Here is a 16,507-nt window from a genome sequence, read left to right on the forward strand (position 1 = left end):
TGGTGTCAGAGTCCCAGCTGCGCGAGGATGTCTTCTTTCATCTGCTGCAGCTCGGGCAGGGAGAGCTTGCGCGGATGAGGATGGGGTACGGTGAAAGTGGCTTGTATCTTCGTCGGCCGCGGCGACAGCACCATGATGCGGTCGGCGAGGTAGATCGCCTCTTCCACGTCGTGCGTGATCAGCAGTACCGTGTGGCGTTCTTCCTGCAGCACGCGCAGCAGTTCGTTGCGCATCTTGAGGTTCATCAGCGCGTCCAGCGCCGAGAAGGGCTCGTCCATGTAGAGAATTTCGGGCTTGACCACCAGCGCGCGGGCGATTTCCACGCGTTTCAGCATGCCGCCCGACAGTTCCGCTGGATAGGCCTTCTCGAAGCCTTTCAGGCCCACCATGTCGGCATAATGGTCCGCCAGTGCAGCTTTCTCGGCGTCGCTGCCTTCGTTCAGGCCGAACATCAGGTTCTGCTGCACCGTGAGCCAGGGGAATACGGAGCCGTGCTGCGAGATGACGATGCCTTTGGGGCTGGCGCGCAACACGCGCTGGCCGTCGATCAGGACTTCGCCCTGGTCCGGCATTTCGAAGCCCGAGATCATCTTCATCAGCGTCGATTTCCCGCAGCCCGAGGGGCCGACGATGGCCACGAATTCGCCGTCGCCGACCGTGAGGTCCACGCCGTCCACCACCGGCAGGTTCTTGAAGCCCTTGCGGATATTGTTGATGACGATCTTAGCGTCCATAGCGCCACCTTACCTGTTTGAGTCCTTCCAGCAGCCGCATCAGGCCGTCCAGTCCGAGGCCGATCAGGCCGATGATGATCATGCCCGCCACGACCAGGTCGTAGCGGTTGCCTGCATTGCGCGAGTCCATGATCAGGTAGCCGAGGCCGGAGCGCAGTGCGATCATTTCCGCTGCCACCACCACCAGCCAGGCTACGCCAAGGCCGATGCGCATGCCGATGATAATTTCGGGCAGTACGGCGGGAATGATCACTTGGCGGAACAGCTTGCGGCGCGAGACGCCGAAGTTCTCGGCGGCGCGCAGGTAGCGCTTCTCGATGGTGTGCACGCCCGCAGCCGTCTGCACGATCATCGGGAATACGGAAGACAGGAAGATCAGGAAGATAGGCGACAGGTTGCCCACGCCGAACCACAGGATGGCAATCGGAATCCAGGCGATCGGCGAGATGGGGCGCAGGATCTGGAATACAGGATTCAGCGTGCGGAAGGCGCCTTCCACGCGCCCCATCCACAGGCCGAGCGGTACGGCAAGCAGCACCGCCACGAAGAAGCCCGCGCCCACCCGGCCCAGCGAGGCCGCGATGTGCTCCCACAGCGTGCCGTCATCCACCAGTTCCAGCGTGCCGGTGACAACCTGGCCGGGCGTGGGGAAGATAACGCTTTCCGTCTGCACGACCACGATCCACCAGACCGCAACGATGGCAAGCAGCACGGCCATCGGCGGCCATATCTTGTTCAGTTTCTCCATAAGTCAGGCGAAGTGATTCAGAAGGGTTTGAAAACGCCAGCGGAGGCGCGCCCAGCCTGGGGCGGGCGCTTCTTCGACGACGACGGTCATTTGCCCGCTGGCGTGGGCGGTACAGGCGAAGGGATGTTCGCCCGTCTGTTCGAAAGGCAGGCGGAAGTCCTGGCCCGGCATGATGAGCACGGGACCGAAGATCTGCGGCACCGTGTCGCTGTTGCGCAGGTGGAGCACGTCGCGCACGCCCAGCGTCAGCGTAATGCGTTCGGGCAGAATCTCATCCTTTTTTCCCGCCATGCGGCGCTCCCAGGTGCCTTTGGGGATTTCGAACAGCTGGTCGCGCGATGCCGCACTGACCGGCGCCAGCGCGGCCCACAGCAGCGGGGCGGCAGTTGCAAGCAGCAGCAGGAGAGGAAGGAGGCGCTTCTTCATCTATTCCTTCGCCAGCAGCTGCACGTCATGCACGATGTCGGCGGCCGGACGGCCATAGGGCATCAGCGCACGCAGCTTGCCTTGCTTGTCCACGAAATAGAGGTAGGAGGAGTGGCCCATCTGGTACTCGGTCTTGCTGCCGGCAGTCGGATGCTTCGTCGCGGTGATGCCGTAGTCCTTGCGGATGGCGGCCATCTGTTCGGGCGTGCCGGTAAGGCCGATAAAGGCTTTGTCGAACTGGGCGAGGTAGCTCTTCATGCGCTCCGGCGTATCGCGTTCCGGGTCGACCGAGATGAAGACCACCTGCAGCTGCGCAGCGTCTGCGCCGAGGCGCTTGCGTGCTTCGGCCAGCATGGCCAGCGATACGGGGCACACCTCGTAGCAGTGGGTGAAACCGAATTCCAGCACCACGACCTTGCCGCGCAGCGCGGACAATTTGAAGGTGCTGCCATCGGCCGCTTTCTGCACGATTTCCGGCGCCATGCGCGCGGGTTCGAAGGTGCCTGCCTTGAGCCTGGGAGCAGGGGAGGCTGCCCAGGCAGCGCCCGTGGCAATCAGCACGGCGCCGCACAGCAGGCGGCGCATCACAGCATCACCCTGGTTGGACGGATGCTCTTGACGAAGCTTTCGTCCACATAGCGTTCGTAGGCGATCGGCTTCTTCAGCGTGCCCGCTTCGATGGAGAGCTGCATCAGCTCATCGAACTCATTGCGGATCATGCGCAGGTCGCCATAGGTCACGCGGTCGGCCGGGTTGTCCATCACGAACTGGATAATCTTCGGATCCTGGTTGAACATTTTGCGGCCCGAGGCGAAGTTTGCTGCCTTCGCGCGGTTTGCCGGCGTGGCATCCAGCCAGTTGCCGGCAGCCTGCACGTAGTTCACCAGCTCCTGCACCAGCGGGCGGTTGGTCTTGATCAGTTCTTCGCGCACGGTCAGCACGCAGCAGATGTAATTGCGCCATTCATCGCGCGTCATGGCCAGCGGGCGCGCATAGCCTGCACGCTGGGCGGCTGCGCCGAATGGCTCGCCGGTACAGTAGCCATCCACCGCCTTGGCATATAAGGCGGCCGGCATGTCGGGCGGCGCCATCTCGATGATCTGGATGTCCTTCGGCGACATGTTCTCGCGCGCCAGCATCTTGCGCAGGAACAGGAAGTCCACCGCGAAACGGCTCGGAATGGCGATGCGCTTGCCTTTCAGGTCGCTGAACTTCTTGTAGCTGGAATCGGTGCGCACCATGATCACCGCGCCGGAACGGTGGCCGAGCGACACGATCTTGAGCGGAATCTTCTTGTCCACCAGGTCCATGACCAGGGGCGCGAGCATATAGCCGGCCTGGATGCGGCCCGTCATCAGCGATTCCTTGATCTCCGGCCAGCCGGCGTATTTCTGGTATTCGAAAGCGGTGAAGGGTTTGCCCGGCTGGCCATCCGCAGCGGCTTTGGCCATGCAGGCGATGGGCAAGGTGAGGTTACAGGTCACTGGCAGGCCACCGACGATCAGCGGATCCGCGGCCGCTCGGGCGGGCGTGCCCATGCCGATCAGGGGCAGGCTCAGCGCGCCGCCGATCAGTTGACGGCGGCGCTTGAAATGTTCATCCATGGAACCGATTCCAAGTTTGTGTAATAGCAAATTTTAGCCTAAAAATGATCCTTATTACATAATGTATGTAAAAAACCACTGGCAATAAAAAAGCGCTCCGGAGAGCGCTTTTTTGCAGGGCCGTATCCTTTACTGGATTTTGGCTTTCTTCATCAGGTCTTCGCGGAACGCTGCCAGCTTGCGCTGCTGCAGGGCCTGCTCGATTTGCGGTTTCACTTCTTCCAGCGACGGCACCTTGGCCGCGCGCGAACCTTCCAGCTTGATCACGTGCCAGCCGAATTGCGACTGCACTGGCTTGTCGGTGATCTGGCCGTCTTTCAGGGCCACCATGGCGTCCGCGAAGGGCTTCACGTAGCCGCTTGGGCTGGCCCAGTCCAGGTCGCCGCCATTGGCTGCCGAACCCGGGTCTTTCGATTGCTTGGCCAGCTCTTCGAACTTGGCGCCGCCTTTCAGCTTGGCGATGATGTCGGTAGCTTCTTTTTCGGTTGCAACCAGGATGTGGCGCGCGTGGTATTCCTTGTCGCCCACCGATGCCTTGTACTTGTCGTACTCGGCTTTCACATCGGCGTCCTTGACCGGGTTTTTCTTCACGAAATCGGCCAGCATGGCGTTGATCACGATGCTCTGGCTCGCGTTTTCGATGGCGTCCTTGACTTCCTTGCGGGTGCCGTAGCCTTGCTTGTTGGCTTCCTGGATCATCACTTCGCGTGCGATCAGGTCTTTTTTGATGGCTTCGCGCAGTTGGGGCGAGTCCGTTTGCTTGCCCTGGGCAACTACCTGCTTGACGATGGCGTCAACGCGGGCGTTGGTGATGGCCTTGCCGTTCACGGTGGCGGCATTCTGCGCGAAGGCAGGTGCGGCGGCGACGGCGATCATTGCTAACAACAGACGGGCTGGCTTCAACATCATTCTCAATTCCTATTAAATAAAACCAACACCGGCGCCACAAGGGCGCCGGAACCGTTACTTCAGCTTACTGAATCTTTGCTTTCTTCAGCAGTTCTTCCTGGTAGCCTGCCAGTTTGCGCTGCATCAGCACTTCCTGGATCTGTGGCTTGGCTTCTTCCAGGGTTGGCAGCTTGGCCGCGCGGATTTCGTCCACTTTGATCACGTGGAAGCCGTTCGGGGTCTGCACCGCCTTCTCGGTCACCTGGCCTGCCTTCAGGTTAACAAAGGCGTCCGAGAAGATTTTCGGGAAGGAGGATGGGGTAGCCCAATCCAGGTCGCCGCCGTTGTTGGCGGAACCGGTGTCCTTCGACTGCTTGGCCAGCTCTTCGAACTTGGCGCCGCCTTTCAGCTTGGCGATCACGTCGTTGGCCTGGGCTTCGGTTTCCACCAGAATATGGCGCACATGGTATTCCTTGTCGCCGGTCTGGGCCACGAAGCGGTCGTACTCGGCCTTGACGTCGGCGTCCGACACCGGGTTCTTTTTCACGTAGTCGGCTACCAGGGCCTGCACGATGATGGCCTGGCGGGCGTTGTCGATGGCCTGCTTGACCTCGGCGTTCTGGTCGAACTTCTGCTTGGTGGCTTCCTGCATCATCACTTCGCGGCCGATCAGTTCCTTCTTGATGGCGTCGCGCAGTTGCGGCGAATCCGTTTGCTGACCCTGGGCGACCACCTGCTTGACGATGGCGTCCACGCGCGAGGTTGGGATGCCCTTGCCGTTAACCACAGCGATGTTCTGGGCGAATGCTGGAGCCGCAGCAACAGCGATAAGTGCGAGCAGCAGACGAGCTGGCTTAAAAGTCATTATTATTTCCTACGGGAAAAGTTCTTGAAAATCGCGGGGAGAAGGGCCTGGATCGCGGAGATGTCTCTACTATTCACTAATCTTTGATGGTTCCCAAAACTTCGCGCATATCATACTTCCGATGGTGCCAATGCAGTAATGGCCAATGCATGAATTTCTTTATGCATCATATCGTGCACGGAATCATACACCAGACGATGGCGCATGACGAGTTTATGACCTTCGAATTTGTTTGAAACAATTCGTAAGCGGTAATGGCCGCCGCCGGAGGCCGCTCCCGCATGGCCGGCGTGCAGGGCGGATTCGTCGTCCAGCTGCAGTTCCACCGGTTCCAGCACGGCCAGGCGCTGGCGGATTTTGTCCAGGCGCGGGTCGCTCATGCTTCGTCTTTCATGTGCTTCGACAGGTAAATGGTCTGGCCGATGATAAAGGCGAACATCAGGCCGGTGGCGCCGAAGGCCTTGAAACTGACCCAGGCGCCGGTATCGGTGCGGAACAATACGAAGGCCACGAACAGATTAATAAAGCCCATCACCACGAAGAAGGTAATCCAGGCCAGGTTAATGCGGTGCCAGACTTCGTCCGGCAGCTTGATCTGCTTTTCCATCGCCTTGCGCATCAGGTTCTTTTTGAAATGCCATTGCGCGACAATCATCGCCACCGCGAAGCACCAGTAAATAATGGTGGGCTTCCATTTGATGAAATTATCGTCGTGGAAGTAAATGGTGAGGCCGCCGAAGAAAACAAACAGGATCAGCGAGAGCCACAGCGCGCCGTCGACTTTGCGCCCACGCGCGATCAGGTAGAGGATCTGCAGCACCGTCGCCACGATACCGGCAATGGTGGCCACGATGATGGGCGCCTGCGCCGCCGTGATCGCGCCGCCATAAATAAAGCTGCTCAGGTGGCCATTGATGAAGGCCTGGGCCGCTTCTTCATGCATGCCGGCCCATTTATAGCTGCCGAAGAAGACCAGTAGCGGGAAGATGTCGAACAGAAATTTCATGTCTTGTATTTAGCTTTGTGGCTCGAATCGCAGCGAGGCGGAATTGATGCAATAGCGCAACCCCGTCGGCGGCGGACCATCGGGGAAGACGTGGCCCAGGTGGGCGTCACAGACCGCACAGATGATTTCGGTGCGCAGCATACCATGCGAGCGGTCCACCTTCTCAATCACCTTGGCCGGGTCCAGCGGCTCGAAGTAGCTGGGCCAGCCGCAGCCGGAATCGAACTTGGCGTCCGAGCGGAACAGCGGCGTGTTGCAGCACACGCAGGTATAGATGCCTTCCTCGTGGTGGTCCCAGTATTTGCCGGTGAAGGCGCGTTCGGTGCCGGCGTGGCGCGTTACCTGGTACTGGATGGGATCCAGCTGGGCACGCCATTCGGCGTCGGACTTGCTGATTTTTTCGCTCATATTCAGATTCTCAAGAAGAACAGCTGACTTCCAGTTCGCTGGCCCAGTCGGGCGGCAGCGCGGCGTAGCGTTCGTTTTCGGGCTGCTCGTCGAAAGGCCGCTCCAGCACCTGCAGCAGGCGGGCGACCTCCGAAAAGTCCTTATTTTGCGCTTTTTCGATCGCAACTTGCGCCAGATAGTTACGCAGGATGTACTTGGGGTTGGTTTGATCCATCGCAAGCTTGCGTTCGATATCCACGCTGGCTTCGGCGCGCAGGCGCTCGCGGTAGGTGTTGGCCCAGGCGTCGAAGGCCGGGCGGTCGATGAATAGGTCGCGCAGCGGCTCGTCGCCGGACGGACCGTCGCTGCGCAGGCCGCCCAGGCGGCGGAAGAACAGGGTGAAGTCGGCATGGTTGGTCTGCAGCAGGCCGAACATGCTGTCCAGCAGCTCGCGGTCGCCGTCGCGCTGCTCGCGCAGGCCCAGCTTCGCGTGCAGCAGATCGTCGATTTTGGTGGCGAAGGCGGACTGGTAGATGTCCAGCGATTCCTGCGCCAGTTCCACTTCGCCGATCAGCGGCAGCAGGGCCTGGCCTAGCGCATAGCAGTTCCAGTGGCCGATTTGCGGCTGGTTGGCGTAGCTGTAGCGGCCGCCCTGGTCGGTGTGGTTGCAGATATGGCCGGAATCGAAGGCTTCCATGAAGCCGAAGGGGCCGTAATCCAGGGTCTGGCCGAGGATGGACATATTGTCGGTGTTCAGCACCCCGTGCATGAAGCCGACCGCCTGCCAGTGCGCCACCAGGTGGGCGGTGCGGCGCGTCACCTCTTCCAGCAGCGCGGCGTAGGGATTGTCTTCCTCGCGCAGGGCAGGATAGAAACGCTCGATCACGTAGTCGGCCAGGGTTTTCAGCTCGCCTTCCTGGCGTTTGTAGAACCAGTGCTCGAAGGAGCCGAAGCGCACGAAGGTAGGCGCCATGCGCACCACTACGGCCGAGGTTTCGATGGTTTCGCGCACCACGCCCTGGTCCGAGCCCGCCACCGACAGCGCGCGGGTGGTGGGAATGCCCAGCGCGTGCATGGCTTCGGAACACAGGAATTCGCGGATCGAGGAGCGCAGCACGGCGCGGCCGTCGCCCATGCGGGAGTAGGGCGTGAGGCCGGCGCCTTTCAACTGCAGTTCAACCGGGCCTTGGGCCGTGGGCAGGTCGCCCAGCAGGATGGCGCGGCCGTCGCCGAGCTGGCCCGCCCACACGCCGAACTGGTGGCCGGAATAGACGGCGGACAGCGGTTTGGAACGCTCCGGCACGCGGTTGCCGATGATGGCGGCTAGCGTATCGGGATCGTCCAGCGCAGCCGGATCGAGGCCGATCAGCTTTGCGGCCGAGGGGCTGGCCGCGACCAGGTAGGGCGACGGCAGCGGCGTTGGCATCAGGCGCGTGTAGAAGGCGGGCGGCAGGCTCGCGAAGGAATTCTCGAAGGGAAGGGCGAGGGCGGCGATGGTTTTTCCAGTAGCTTCAGTGTATGAACAGGGCGGATTTTAGCGCAGCCGCCGATTTCCCGTCGCCCCCGCGAAGGCGGGGGCCCAGGGTTGCAGCCGCTGGCCTGGACCGCATCGGCGGACCGTCCCGCCTTCGCGGGAATGACGGAGCAAATAGCACGGTCGCTCTATTATGGGGTATAGTGGCTGGATCCCGACCATCGCAGAAGAGGAAAGAGACAATGAGCGCCGATTACCAGGTCCACGGTTCCGTAGCTGTCATCACGCTGAACAATCCGCCGGTCAATGGACTGGGTTACGCCACCCGCACCGCTGCGGTGGAAGGTATCCGCCGCGCCAACGACGATGCCGCCATCAAGGCCATCGTCATCACCGGTGCGGGCAAAGCCTTCTCGGGCGGCGCCGACATCAAGGAATTCAATTCGCCCAAAGCGCTGGCGGAACCCACGCTGCATACGCTGATCCGCGTGGCGGAAGACTCGGCCAAGCCCGTGGTGGCCGCCATCCATTCCGTCTGCATGGGCGGCGGCCTGGAACTGGCGCTGGGCTGCAATTACCGCGTGGCCCTGCCGGGCGCGCAGATCGCGCTGCCGGAAGTGAAGCTTGGACTGTTACCCGGCGCAGGCGGCACGCAACGCCTGCCGCGCGTACTGGGGCTGGAGAAGGCGCTCAACATGATCGTGTCCGGCACGCCGGCGCTGTCGGAAACGCTGGCCGGGTCGGCCCTGTTCGACGAAGTGTTCGCGGCCGGAACCGAGCTGGTTCCGGCGGCCGTCGCCTTCGCGGAAAAGATCGCCGACGTGCGTCCGCTGCCGCGTGTGCGCGACCGCAAGGTGGACTATCCCAACCATGAAGCATTCCTCCAGTTCAGCCGCAACACGGTGAAGGCCGTGGCAGGCCCGTTCCCGGCGCCGATCGAATGCGTGGAAACCGTGGCGGCTTCGGTCACGAAGAAGTTCGAGGACGGCCTGAAGTTCGAACGCGAACGCTTCCTGCACCTGATGCAGACGCCGGAATCGAAATCGCTGCGCCACGCCTTCTTCGCCGAACGCGAAGCAAGCAAGATTCCCGACGTGCCTTCCGATACGCCGGTGCGCAAGATTGAGAAGGCGGCCGTGATCGGCGCGGGCACCATGGGCGGCGGCATTGCGATGAACTTCGCGAATGCGGGCATTCCCGTCACCATCCTCGAAACGAAACCGGAGGCGCTGGAGCGCGGCATCGCCACCATCCGCAAGAATTACGAGAACACGCTGAAGAAGGGCAAGCTGACGCAGGAGAAGTTCGACCAGCGCATGGCCCTGATCAGCACCACGCTGGACTATGAAGCCATTGCGCAGGCGGACATCGTGGTGGAAGCCGTGTTCGAAGAGATGGGCGTGAAGGAAGCGGTGTTCCGCAAGCTGGATGAGGTGATGAAGCCGGGCGCCATCCTGGCATCCAATACTTCCACGCTGGACGTGGACCGCATCGCGGCCTTCACCAAACGCCCTCAGGATGTAATCGGCACCCACTTCTTCAGCCCCGCGAACGTAATGAAGCTGCTGGAGATCGTGCGCGGCAAGGAAACCGGCAAGGACGTGCTGGCGACCACCATGGCGCTGTCCAAAAAACTGAAGAAGACGGGCGTGGTGTCCGGCGTCTGCGATGGCTTTATCGGCAACCGCATGATCGAGCAGTACAGCCGCCAGGCGGGATTCCTGCTGGAAGAAGGCTGCCTGCCGGAGCAGGTGGACAAGGCCATCGAGAAGTTCGGTTTCGCCATGGGCCCGTTCCGCATGATCGATATGGCAGGCAATGACATCAGCTGGGCGATCCGCAAGCGCCGCTATATCGAAAAGCCGGAAGTCAGCTACTCGAAAACGGCCGACCTGCTGTGCGAAATGGGCCGTTTCGGCCAGAAGACCGGCGGCGGCTGGTACGACTACAAGGCGGGCGACCGCAAGGCTTACCCGAATGCGGCGGTGAACGACATGATCGTGAAGCACTCGGCCGATATCGGCGTGGAACGCCGCAAGATCAGTGACCAGGAAATCGTCGAGCGCCTGGTGTATGCGCTGGTGAACGAGGGTGCGTTGATCCTGGAAGAGGGCATTGCGCAGCGCGCGTCCGACATCGATATGGTCTACCTGACCGGTTATGGTTTCCCGCTGTTCCGTGGCGGTCCGATGTTCTACGCCGATACGGTGGGTCTGCCGAACGTGCTGGCGTCGGTGGAGCGCTTTGCCAGGGGCCGCCACGGCGATGCATGGAAACCGGCGCCGCTGTTGGTGAAGCTGGCCGCCGAAGGCAAGGGTTTCAACAGCCGCTGAGCAGCTTGCGCATCCGGGCGAGCGGTACCGACACATCGCCCGGCAGCGTGAGCGCGAAATCTTCCACGCTCTCGAATCCGGCCGCCTTGTAGAGCGGCACGCCGGGCATGGTTGCCGCCAGTTCGAGCAGCTGGAAGCCCTGAGCCAATGCCTCGCGCTCGCAATGCTGCATCAGCATGGTGCCCAGGCCTTGCCGCGGCGCCGATGGATCGACAAAGAAGGCGCGGATGCGGCCGGGCTGCGTGGCCGGGTCCAGCAGCGGATCCGGGCCGGACTTGTGCCGGTCGCCGCCGAACAGCGTGGCGCGCTTGCTCCAGCCGCCGCAGGCCAGCGCTTCGCCATCGCGTTCAATGATGAAATAGGTTGCGTCTTCCACCAGCTGGGTATCGACGCCGAATACGTGTTTGGTGACGGCCGCCGCCTGTTCTTCGCTGTAGAACCCTTTGCTCAGTTCAATCCCGGAGCGTGCGATCAGCGCCTCCATCACCGGAATGTCCTCATGGCGCGCTACGCGCAGCTGCGTGGTGGCGCCGTTGCGGAACCAGGCTTTCGCGATCTGGCCGTTCATTACTTCGTAGATGGCCAGCAGTTCGGTATAGGAAGCGCCGTCGTGCACGCGCTCCGAATCGACCACCGTGTTGCCCGACACGATGCGCTGCAGCAGTTGCGCGCGCGGGCTGCTGCCGGCGAAGCGCTCCGCATAGCGCCTGCGGATTGCCTGCCGTCCCTGCGCCAGCAGGATGTCGGGATGGCGGTACTGGCAGGCGCCGTCAGCGTACAGCGCACACAAGCCGTCCACATCGTGGGCGTTATATGCATCCAGCTGCGCCTGGGCGACGGCCTGCGGAGTCATCGCCGTGCAGGAGTGAGGATGCTCGGCAGCGCCTTCGGCAGGGTGCCGGGATAATCGCGGCTGTAGTGCAGGCCGCGGCTCTCGCGCCGCTGCAGCGCGCTGTTGACGATCATCGAGGCCACGTCGACCAGGTTGCGCAGCTCCAGCAGGTCGGCCGTGATGCGGAACTTGCCGTAGTACTCGTCGATTTCTTCCTTCAGCAGCGCAATACGGTGCTGAGCGCGTTCCAGGCGCTTGGTGGTGCGGACGATGCCCACGTAGTTCCACATGGAGCGGCGCAGTTCATCCCAGTTGTGGGCGATGACCACTTCTTCGTCGGCATCGGTCACACGGCTTTCGTCCCAGTCCGGCAGGTAGGGCGTGCCTTCCTTATCCTGCGCCAGGATGTCCTGGGCGCAGGCGCGGCCGATCACCACGCATTCCAGCAGCGAATTGCTGGCCAGGCGGTTGGCCCCGTGCAGGCCGGTGCACGCGGTTTCGCCGACGGCATACAGGCCTGGCAGGTCGGTGCGGCCGAACAGGTCCGTCACCACGCCGCCGCAGGTATAGTGCGCGGCCGGAACGATAGGAATCGGTTCCTTGGTGATGTCGATGCCCAGTTCCAGGCAGCGGGCGTAGATGGTAGGGAAGTGCTCGATCAGGAAATCGGCCGGCTTGTGGCTGATGTCCAGGTGCACGTAATCCAGGCCGCGCTTCTTGATCTCGAAGTCGATGGCGCGCGCCACCACGTCGCGCGGCGCCAGTTCGGCGCGCGGATCGTGCTGCAGCATGAAACGCTGGCCCGCAGCGGCGCCGGCTTCCGGCGGCAGCTTGAGCAGGCCGCCTTCGCCGCGGATCGCTTCCGTGATCAGGAAGGATTTCGCATACGGGTGATACAGGCAGGTAGGGTGGAACTGGATGAATTCCATGTTCGACACGCGGCAGCCGGCGCGCCAGGCCATGGCGATGCCGTCGCCGCTGGCCGTATCGGGATTGGTGGTGTACAGATAGACCTTGCCCGCGCCGCCGGTGGCCATCACCGTGTGTTCGGCGGCGACGGTGTGCACCTGGCCGTCGCGCGTATCCTGCATATACAGGCCATGGCATTTGGTCTGGGAGCCGGTAGTCACCGGGCGCGGGCCCAGCTTGTCGGTCGTAATCAGGTCGATGGCGCAGTGGTGCTCGAACAGGGTGATGTTCGGGTGCGCACGCACTTTTTCTTCCAGCGTTACCTGCACCGCGTGGCCGGTGGCGTCGGCCGCATGGATGATGCGGCGCTGGCTATGGCCGCCTTCCCGGGTCAGGTGGAAGCCCAGTTCCGCGCTGTCATCGCGGGTAAAGGGCACGCCCTGCGCGATCAGCCATTCAATGGCCTCGCGGCCATGTTCCACGATATAGCGGGTGGCGCCTTCGTCGCACAGGCCGCCGCCGGCTTCCAGCGTGTCGGCGATATGCTGTTCGTGGCTGTCGCCGGAGTCCAGCACCGCCGCAATGCCGCCCTGGGCCCAGTTGCTGGCGCCATCCAGTAGCGCGCGTTTGGAAACAATGGCAACTTTCCGGGTCTCGGCAAGGTGCAGGGCGACGGACAGGCCAGCCAGCCCGCTGCCGACGATGGCGACATCAAATTTCATGGCGTTTCAGCGTGTTTTTGCAAGTAAAGAAGCATGACTATAAGCCATTTGTCATCAACGCGTCATACATGGCCCGATAGCGGGCCCGGATTGCGCCGCCTCAAGGCGGGCCGGACGGCGCTCCGGCATCATGGCTGAGCCATCGGCAACGGTGGCGGCGGCGTCCCCCAACGGGGCGCGGGAGCGAGTGCCGTGATCCGCATCTTCCACCATTATGTATCCCGCATGGCCTTCATCCTGGTGCTGATGGAGCTCATGCTGCTGTTTGGCGCGGGCGGCGTGGCCATGCTGCTTTGGGGCCAGACGCCGGCCGGTTTCCAGCTGCCTGCGGGCAGCTTCGCCGCCGTAACGCTGCTCTGCATGGCGGGCCTCGGGCTGTACCAGCAGCAGGTGCGCGAGGATGCGCGCGCCATGATGCTCCGGCTGCTGCCTGCCATGCCGCTCGGATTCGCCCTGCACGCTGCGCTGGCCCAGCTGCTGCCCGCCATCGCGCTGGGCAAGGCTGGCGGCCTGGCGCTGCTGATCGGCGGCGGCGGCGTGCTGCTGGTGCGGATGCTGCTGCATTCGTCGGCGCAGTCCACCATGCTGACGGAGCGCCTGATTGTGGTCGGCGAAGGCCAGGTGGCGCGCGAATGCCTGGAGCTGGCAGCCGGCACGCGCGGCCTGCACCGTTTTGAGGTGATAGGCTGCGTGCCGGTGCATGGCGACGAGTGCTGCGTTCCCGCCTCGGTGCTGCTGCGCGGCGGCGACTCGCTGCTGGCACTGGCGCGGCGCCACAATGCGCATGAAGTCATCGTCTCCGTAGGCGACCGGCGCAGCGGCGGCTATCCGGTGCGCGAGCTGCTCGAATGCACGCTGGGCGGCGTGCGCGTGACCGATGCGGCAAGCTTCTTCGAGCGCGAGGCCAGCCAGATCCGGGTCGACTCCGTGCAGCCCAGTTTCCTGATCTTCGGCGGCGGCTTCGACCAGAGCTTTGCGCGGGCAGCGGTCAAGCGCGCCTTCGACCTGGCCGCCAGTGCTGCGATCTTCACCCTGGCTTTGCCGGTGATGCTGGCGGCGGCGGCCTGCATCCTGCTCGAAGATGGCGGGCCGGTGATGTTCCGCCAGCAGCGCGTTGGCAAGGACGGCAAGCTGTTCGAAGTGCTCAAATTCCGCAGCATGCGCACGGATGCGGAGCGCGACGGCCAGCCGCGCTGGGCTTCCGAGGCCGACCCGCGCGTGACCCGCACCGGCGCCTGGCTGCGCAAGCTGCGCATCGATGAACTGCCGCAGATGGTCAACGTATTCCGGGGCGAGATGAGTTTTGTCGGGCCAAGGCCGGAGCGGGCCTATTTCGTGGAGCAGCTGTCGCGCCAGATTCCCTACTACGACATCCGGCACAGCATCAAGCCCGGCATCACGGGGCTTGCGCAGGTGCGCTACCAGTATGGCGCCACCGTGGACGATGCCGTCTGCAAGCTGCAATATGACCTTTACTACGTGAAGAACAACAGCCTGTTCCTCGACCTGCTGATCCTGATCGAGACCATACAGGTGGTCCTGTTCGGCAAAGGCGCGCGCTGATGGAGCACGCTGCAATTGTGGCAGTGGTCAGCCATGGCATCGCGGCCGCTGCTTTTCTCGGTTTCGCCATGGTGCTGCTGGCCAGCCAGCGCGCCCGCGCCAACCAGCGCCTGCTGATTGCGGCCTGCGCGCTGAGCGGCGGCTGGTCGCTGGCCGTGGGCTTTGCCGCCGGGCTGCCGTCCGCTGACTGGAGCGTGGCCGCCGAACTGCTGGATGCAGCGCGCATCTACGCCTGGCTTGCCTTCCCGGCCTTCCTGCTGGCGCCTGCCGGCATTCCCATGAAGCGCTTGCTGCTGCTGGGGGCCTTGCTGCTCGGCGTGGCGCTGGGCGCGGCCGAACTGCAGCACGCTAGCGGCGAGCAGGGGCCGGTGGCGGCCATCGGCGCGCGCCTGCTGCTGGCGGTGCTCGGCCTGGTGCTGACCGAAATGCTGTTCCGCCACACGCCGGCGCGGGAGCGCTGGAGCATGAAGTTCGCCTGCCTGGGCGTTGGTGCGGTGTTCGCCTATGAGTTTTACCTGTATAGCGATGCCTTGCTGTTCCGCCGCATTCACCCGGATATCCTGGCAGCGCGCGGCCTCGTCAACGCACTGTGCGTGCCGCTGCTGGCCATCGCGGCGGCCCGCAATCCGGCCTGGCGGACCGGGCTCGCCATCTCGCGCCGGATGGCCTTGCGCTCAGCTGCGCTGCTTGGCAGTGCGGCCTATTTGCTGGCGATGGCGGTGGGCGGCTGGTACCTGCGCGAATCGGGCGGCGCCTGGGGCCCGCTGATGCAAATGGCCTGCCTGTCCGGCGCGGCGCTGCTGCTGGCAGGCGCGCTGTTCTCCGGCACGGCGCGCGCAGCGCTGCGGGTATTCGTCGCCCGCCATTTCTTCCGCGGCGGCTTCGACTACCGCGAGGAGTGGCAGCGCTTCACTTACTCGTTGTCCACGCCGGGAATCAATCCCGGCGAGCAGGCGATTCAGGCCATCGCGGCACTGGCGGAAAGCCCGGCAGGCGCGTTGTGGCTGCTGAGGGACGGCGTATTTACGCCTGCCGCCGCCTGGGGCATGCCGCGCCAGAGTGCGCAGGAAGCAGCGGACAGCGCGTTCAGCCAGCTGCTGCGCGAGCGGCAATGGATTGTGGAGGCGGGTGACGGCAGCGGCCTGCCTGTGCCGCAGTGGCTGGACGGCATTCCGCAGCTGTGGCTCGTGGTGCCGCTGATGCTGCACGGCGGCCTGTCCGGCTTTGTGGCGCTGGCCAGGCCGCGTGTGCTCGTCCCGCTGAACTGGGAACTGCGCGAGCTGCTGCGCATCGCAGGCAGCCAGGCCGCCAGCTGCCTCGCACACGCTGAACTGGCGGACAAGCTGGCCGTGACCCGCCAGTTCGACTCCTTCCACCGCATGACGACCTTCATCGTGCACGACCTGAAAGGACTGCTGGCGCAGCAGCGGCTCCTGCTGGCAAATGCGGAGCGGCATCGCTCGAACCCGGAATTCCAGGACGACCTGCTGGCAACGCTGGCGGCGGGAGCGGCCAAGATGGAACGCCTGCTGCACAGGCTTCGGCAGCAGCCCGCCGCCGACGGGCATACTGCCGTGGCACTGTCGGAACTGTGCGAGGAGGTGCTGCGCGGCTTCGCTACGGCGCTGCCGCGGCCGGCGCTGCAGGTCGAGCGCGATGGTTTGCTGGTGCAGGCGGACGGCGGCCAGTTGGAGCGCGTGCTGGCCCACCTGGTGCAGAACGCAGTGGATGCGACGCCGCCCGATGGCGGCATCGTTGTCACGCTCGGCCAGCGCGGCGGCGAGGCGCAGATTGCCGTGACGGATACGGGCGCCGGCATGAGCCAGCAGTTCCTGAGCGAGCGCCTGTTCCGGCCCTTCGAAACGACAAAGGACGGCGGCATGGGTATCGGCGTCTACGAAGCGCGCGAGTACGTGCGCGCGCTGGGCGGACGGATGGAGGTTTGCAGCACGCCGGGCAGCGGTACGACGTTCCGGGTCATCCTGCCGCTGCACAGTGCAGCAGCGGCGGCATAGC

General features: G+C 63.6%; 16 protein-coding genes. 3 read left to right on the top strand and 13 right to left on the bottom strand.

The features are described 5' to 3' along the window. Positions 1-5: 5 nt before the first annotated feature. From ACJRPG_RS08545 to ACJRPG_RS08595, 11 genes are all read right to left on the bottom strand, one after another. Positions 6-734, bottom strand: coding sequence for an ABC transporter ATP-binding protein (locus ACJRPG_RS08545; RefSeq protein ID WP_407999635.1), 729 nt, complete (start codon positions 732-734; stop codon positions 6-8). Further along, positions 724-1,482: an ABC transporter permease gene (locus ACJRPG_RS08550; protein WP_407999636.1), complete on the bottom strand. Its 759-nt coding sequence runs from the start codon at positions 1,480-1,482 to the stop codon at positions 724-726. Before ACJRPG_RS08550 ends, ACJRPG_RS08545 begins: the two co-directional genes overlap by 11 nt. Positions 1,483-1,485: 3 nt before the next feature. Beyond that, positions 1,486-1,908, bottom strand: coding sequence for a cupredoxin domain-containing protein (locus ACJRPG_RS08555; protein WP_407999637.1), 423 nt, complete (start codon positions 1,906-1,908; stop codon positions 1,486-1,488). Continuing rightward, positions 1,909-2,493: an SCO family protein gene (locus ACJRPG_RS08560; protein WP_407999638.1), complete on the bottom strand. Its 585-nt coding sequence runs from the start codon at positions 2,491-2,493 to the stop codon at positions 1,909-1,911. Further along, positions 2,493-3,512 carry an ABC transporter substrate-binding protein gene (locus ACJRPG_RS08565; protein WP_407999639.1) on the bottom strand — a complete coding sequence of 340 codons (1,020 nt, stop codon included), beginning with the start codon at positions 3,510-3,512 and terminating at the stop codon, positions 2,493-2,495. The genes ACJRPG_RS08560 and ACJRPG_RS08565 overlap by 1 nt, the downstream gene beginning before the upstream one ends. Positions 3,513-3,641: 129 nt before the next feature. Next, entirely contained in the window at positions 3,642-4,421 is a 780-nt protein-coding gene (locus tag ACJRPG_RS08570) for a peptidylprolyl isomerase (protein WP_407999640.1), read from the bottom strand. Between the two features lie 64 nt (positions 4,422-4,485). After that, the gene (locus ACJRPG_RS08575; protein ID WP_407999641.1) at positions 4,486-5,265 is read right to left on the bottom strand and encodes a peptidylprolyl isomerase; all 780 of its coding nucleotides are present in this window, start codon (positions 5,263-5,265) and stop codon (positions 4,486-4,488) included. A gap of 110 nt (positions 5,266-5,375) precedes the next feature. Continuing rightward, positions 5,376-5,645 (bottom strand): BolA family protein, encoded by a 270-nt coding sequence (locus tag ACJRPG_RS08580; protein ID WP_407999642.1) that lies wholly within the window; start codon positions 5,643-5,645, stop codon positions 5,376-5,378. Next, the gene (locus ACJRPG_RS08585; protein WP_407999643.1) at positions 5,642-6,271 is read right to left on the bottom strand and encodes a septation protein A; all 630 of its coding nucleotides are present in this window, start codon (positions 6,269-6,271) and stop codon (positions 5,642-5,644) included. Before ACJRPG_RS08585 ends, ACJRPG_RS08580 begins: the two co-directional genes overlap by 4 nt. Before the next feature lie 9 nt (positions 6,272-6,280). Then, positions 6,281-6,679, bottom strand: a complete 399-nt coding sequence (gene msrB / locus ACJRPG_RS08590) for a peptide-methionine (R)-S-oxide reductase MsrB (protein ID WP_407999644.1) — start codon at positions 6,677-6,679, stop codon at positions 6,281-6,283. A gap of 10 nt (positions 6,680-6,689) precedes the next feature. After that, on the bottom strand, positions 6,690-8,153 hold the full coding sequence (locus tag ACJRPG_RS08595) for a protein adenylyltransferase SelO (protein WP_407999992.1): 1,464 nt from the start codon (positions 8,151-8,153) through the stop codon (positions 6,690-6,692). 221 nt (positions 8,154-8,374) lie between these two features. On the opposite strand from ACJRPG_RS08595, the gene ACJRPG_RS08600 reads away from it, so the two are divergent. Then, positions 8,375-10,465: a 3-hydroxyacyl-CoA dehydrogenase NAD-binding domain-containing protein gene (locus tag ACJRPG_RS08600; protein WP_407999645.1), complete on the top strand. Its 2,091-nt coding sequence runs from the start codon at positions 8,375-8,377 to the stop codon at positions 10,463-10,465. Here the strand turns inward: ACJRPG_RS08600 and ACJRPG_RS08605 are convergent. Then, on the bottom strand, positions 10,452-11,318 hold the full coding sequence (locus ACJRPG_RS08605) for a GNAT family N-acetyltransferase (RefSeq protein ID WP_407999646.1): 867 nt from the start codon (positions 11,316-11,318) through the stop codon (positions 10,452-10,454). The genes ACJRPG_RS08600 and ACJRPG_RS08605 overlap by 14 nt on opposite strands. Further along, complete coding sequence (nadB, locus tag ACJRPG_RS08610) at positions 11,315-12,928, bottom strand: L-aspartate oxidase (protein WP_407999647.1); 1,614 nt, start codon at positions 12,926-12,928, stop codon at positions 11,315-11,317. Before nadB ends, ACJRPG_RS08605 begins: the two co-directional genes overlap by 4 nt. 192 nt (positions 12,929-13,120) lie before the next feature. Here nadB and ACJRPG_RS08615 point away from each other — a divergent pair, with 192 nt between their 5' ends. Continuing rightward, on the top strand, positions 13,121-14,491 hold the full coding sequence (locus ACJRPG_RS08615; RefSeq protein ID WP_407999648.1) for a TIGR03013 family XrtA/PEP-CTERM system glycosyltransferase: 1,371 nt from the start codon (positions 13,121-13,123) through the stop codon (positions 14,489-14,491). Beyond that, a complete protein-coding gene (gene prsK, locus ACJRPG_RS08620; RefSeq protein WP_407999649.1) occupies positions 14,491-16,506 on the top strand; it encodes an XrtA/PEP-CTERM system histidine kinase PrsK in 2,016 nt (671 codons plus the stop codon). Before ACJRPG_RS08615 ends, prsK begins: the two co-directional genes overlap by 1 nt. Position 16,507 lies beyond the last annotated feature (1 nt).

The sequence above is a fragment of the Pseudoduganella rhizocola genome (assembly GCF_045984285.3).
GTDB lineage: Bacteria > Pseudomonadota > Gammaproteobacteria > Burkholderiales > Burkholderiaceae_D > Rugamonas.

Coding starts and splice junctions, on each gene's coding strand:
- prsK (WP_407999649.1), top strand. CDS start 14,491: ATGGAGCACGCTGCAATTGTGGCAGTGGTCAGCCATGGCATCGCGGCC.
- ACJRPG_RS08555 (WP_407999637.1), bottom strand. CDS start 1,908: ATGAAGAAGCGCCTCCTTCCTCTCCTGCTGCTGCTTGCAACTGCCGCC.
- nadB (WP_407999647.1), bottom strand. CDS start 12,928: ATGAAATTTGATGTCGCCATCGTCGGCAGCGGGCTGGCTGGCCTGTCC.
- ACJRPG_RS08565 (WP_407999639.1), bottom strand. CDS start 3,512: ATGGATGAACATTTCAAGCGCCGCCGTCAACTGATCGGCGGCGCGCTG.
- ACJRPG_RS08580 (WP_407999642.1), bottom strand. CDS start 5,645: ATGAGCGACCCGCGCCTGGACAAAATCCGCCAGCGCCTGGCCGTGCTG.
- ACJRPG_RS08600 (WP_407999645.1), top strand. CDS start 8,375: ATGAGCGCCGATTACCAGGTCCACGGTTCCGTAGCTGTCATCACGCTG.
- ACJRPG_RS08585 (WP_407999643.1), bottom strand. CDS start 6,271: ATGAAATTTCTGTTCGACATCTTCCCGCTACTGGTCTTCTTCGGCAGC.
- ACJRPG_RS08550 (WP_407999636.1), bottom strand. CDS start 1,482: ATGGAGAAACTGAACAAGATATGGCCGCCGATGGCCGTGCTGCTTGCC.
- ACJRPG_RS08575 (WP_407999641.1), bottom strand. CDS start 5,265: ATGACTTTTAAGCCAGCTCGTCTGCTGCTCGCACTTATCGCTGTTGCT.
- msrB (WP_407999644.1), bottom strand. CDS start 6,679: ATGAGCGAAAAAATCAGCAAGTCCGACGCCGAATGGCGTGCCCAGCTG.
- ACJRPG_RS08560 (WP_407999638.1), bottom strand. CDS start 2,493: ATGCGCCGCCTGCTGTGCGGCGCCGTGCTGATTGCCACGGGCGCTGCC.
- ACJRPG_RS08570 (WP_407999640.1), bottom strand. CDS start 4,421: ATGATGTTGAAGCCAGCCCGTCTGTTGTTAGCAATGATCGCCGTCGCC.
- ACJRPG_RS08605 (WP_407999646.1), bottom strand. CDS start 11,318: ATGACTCCGCAGGCCGTCGCCCAGGCGCAGCTGGATGCATATAACGCC.
- ACJRPG_RS08545 (WP_407999635.1), bottom strand. CDS start 734: ATGGACGCTAAGATCGTCATCAACAATATCCGCAAGGGCTTCAAGAAC.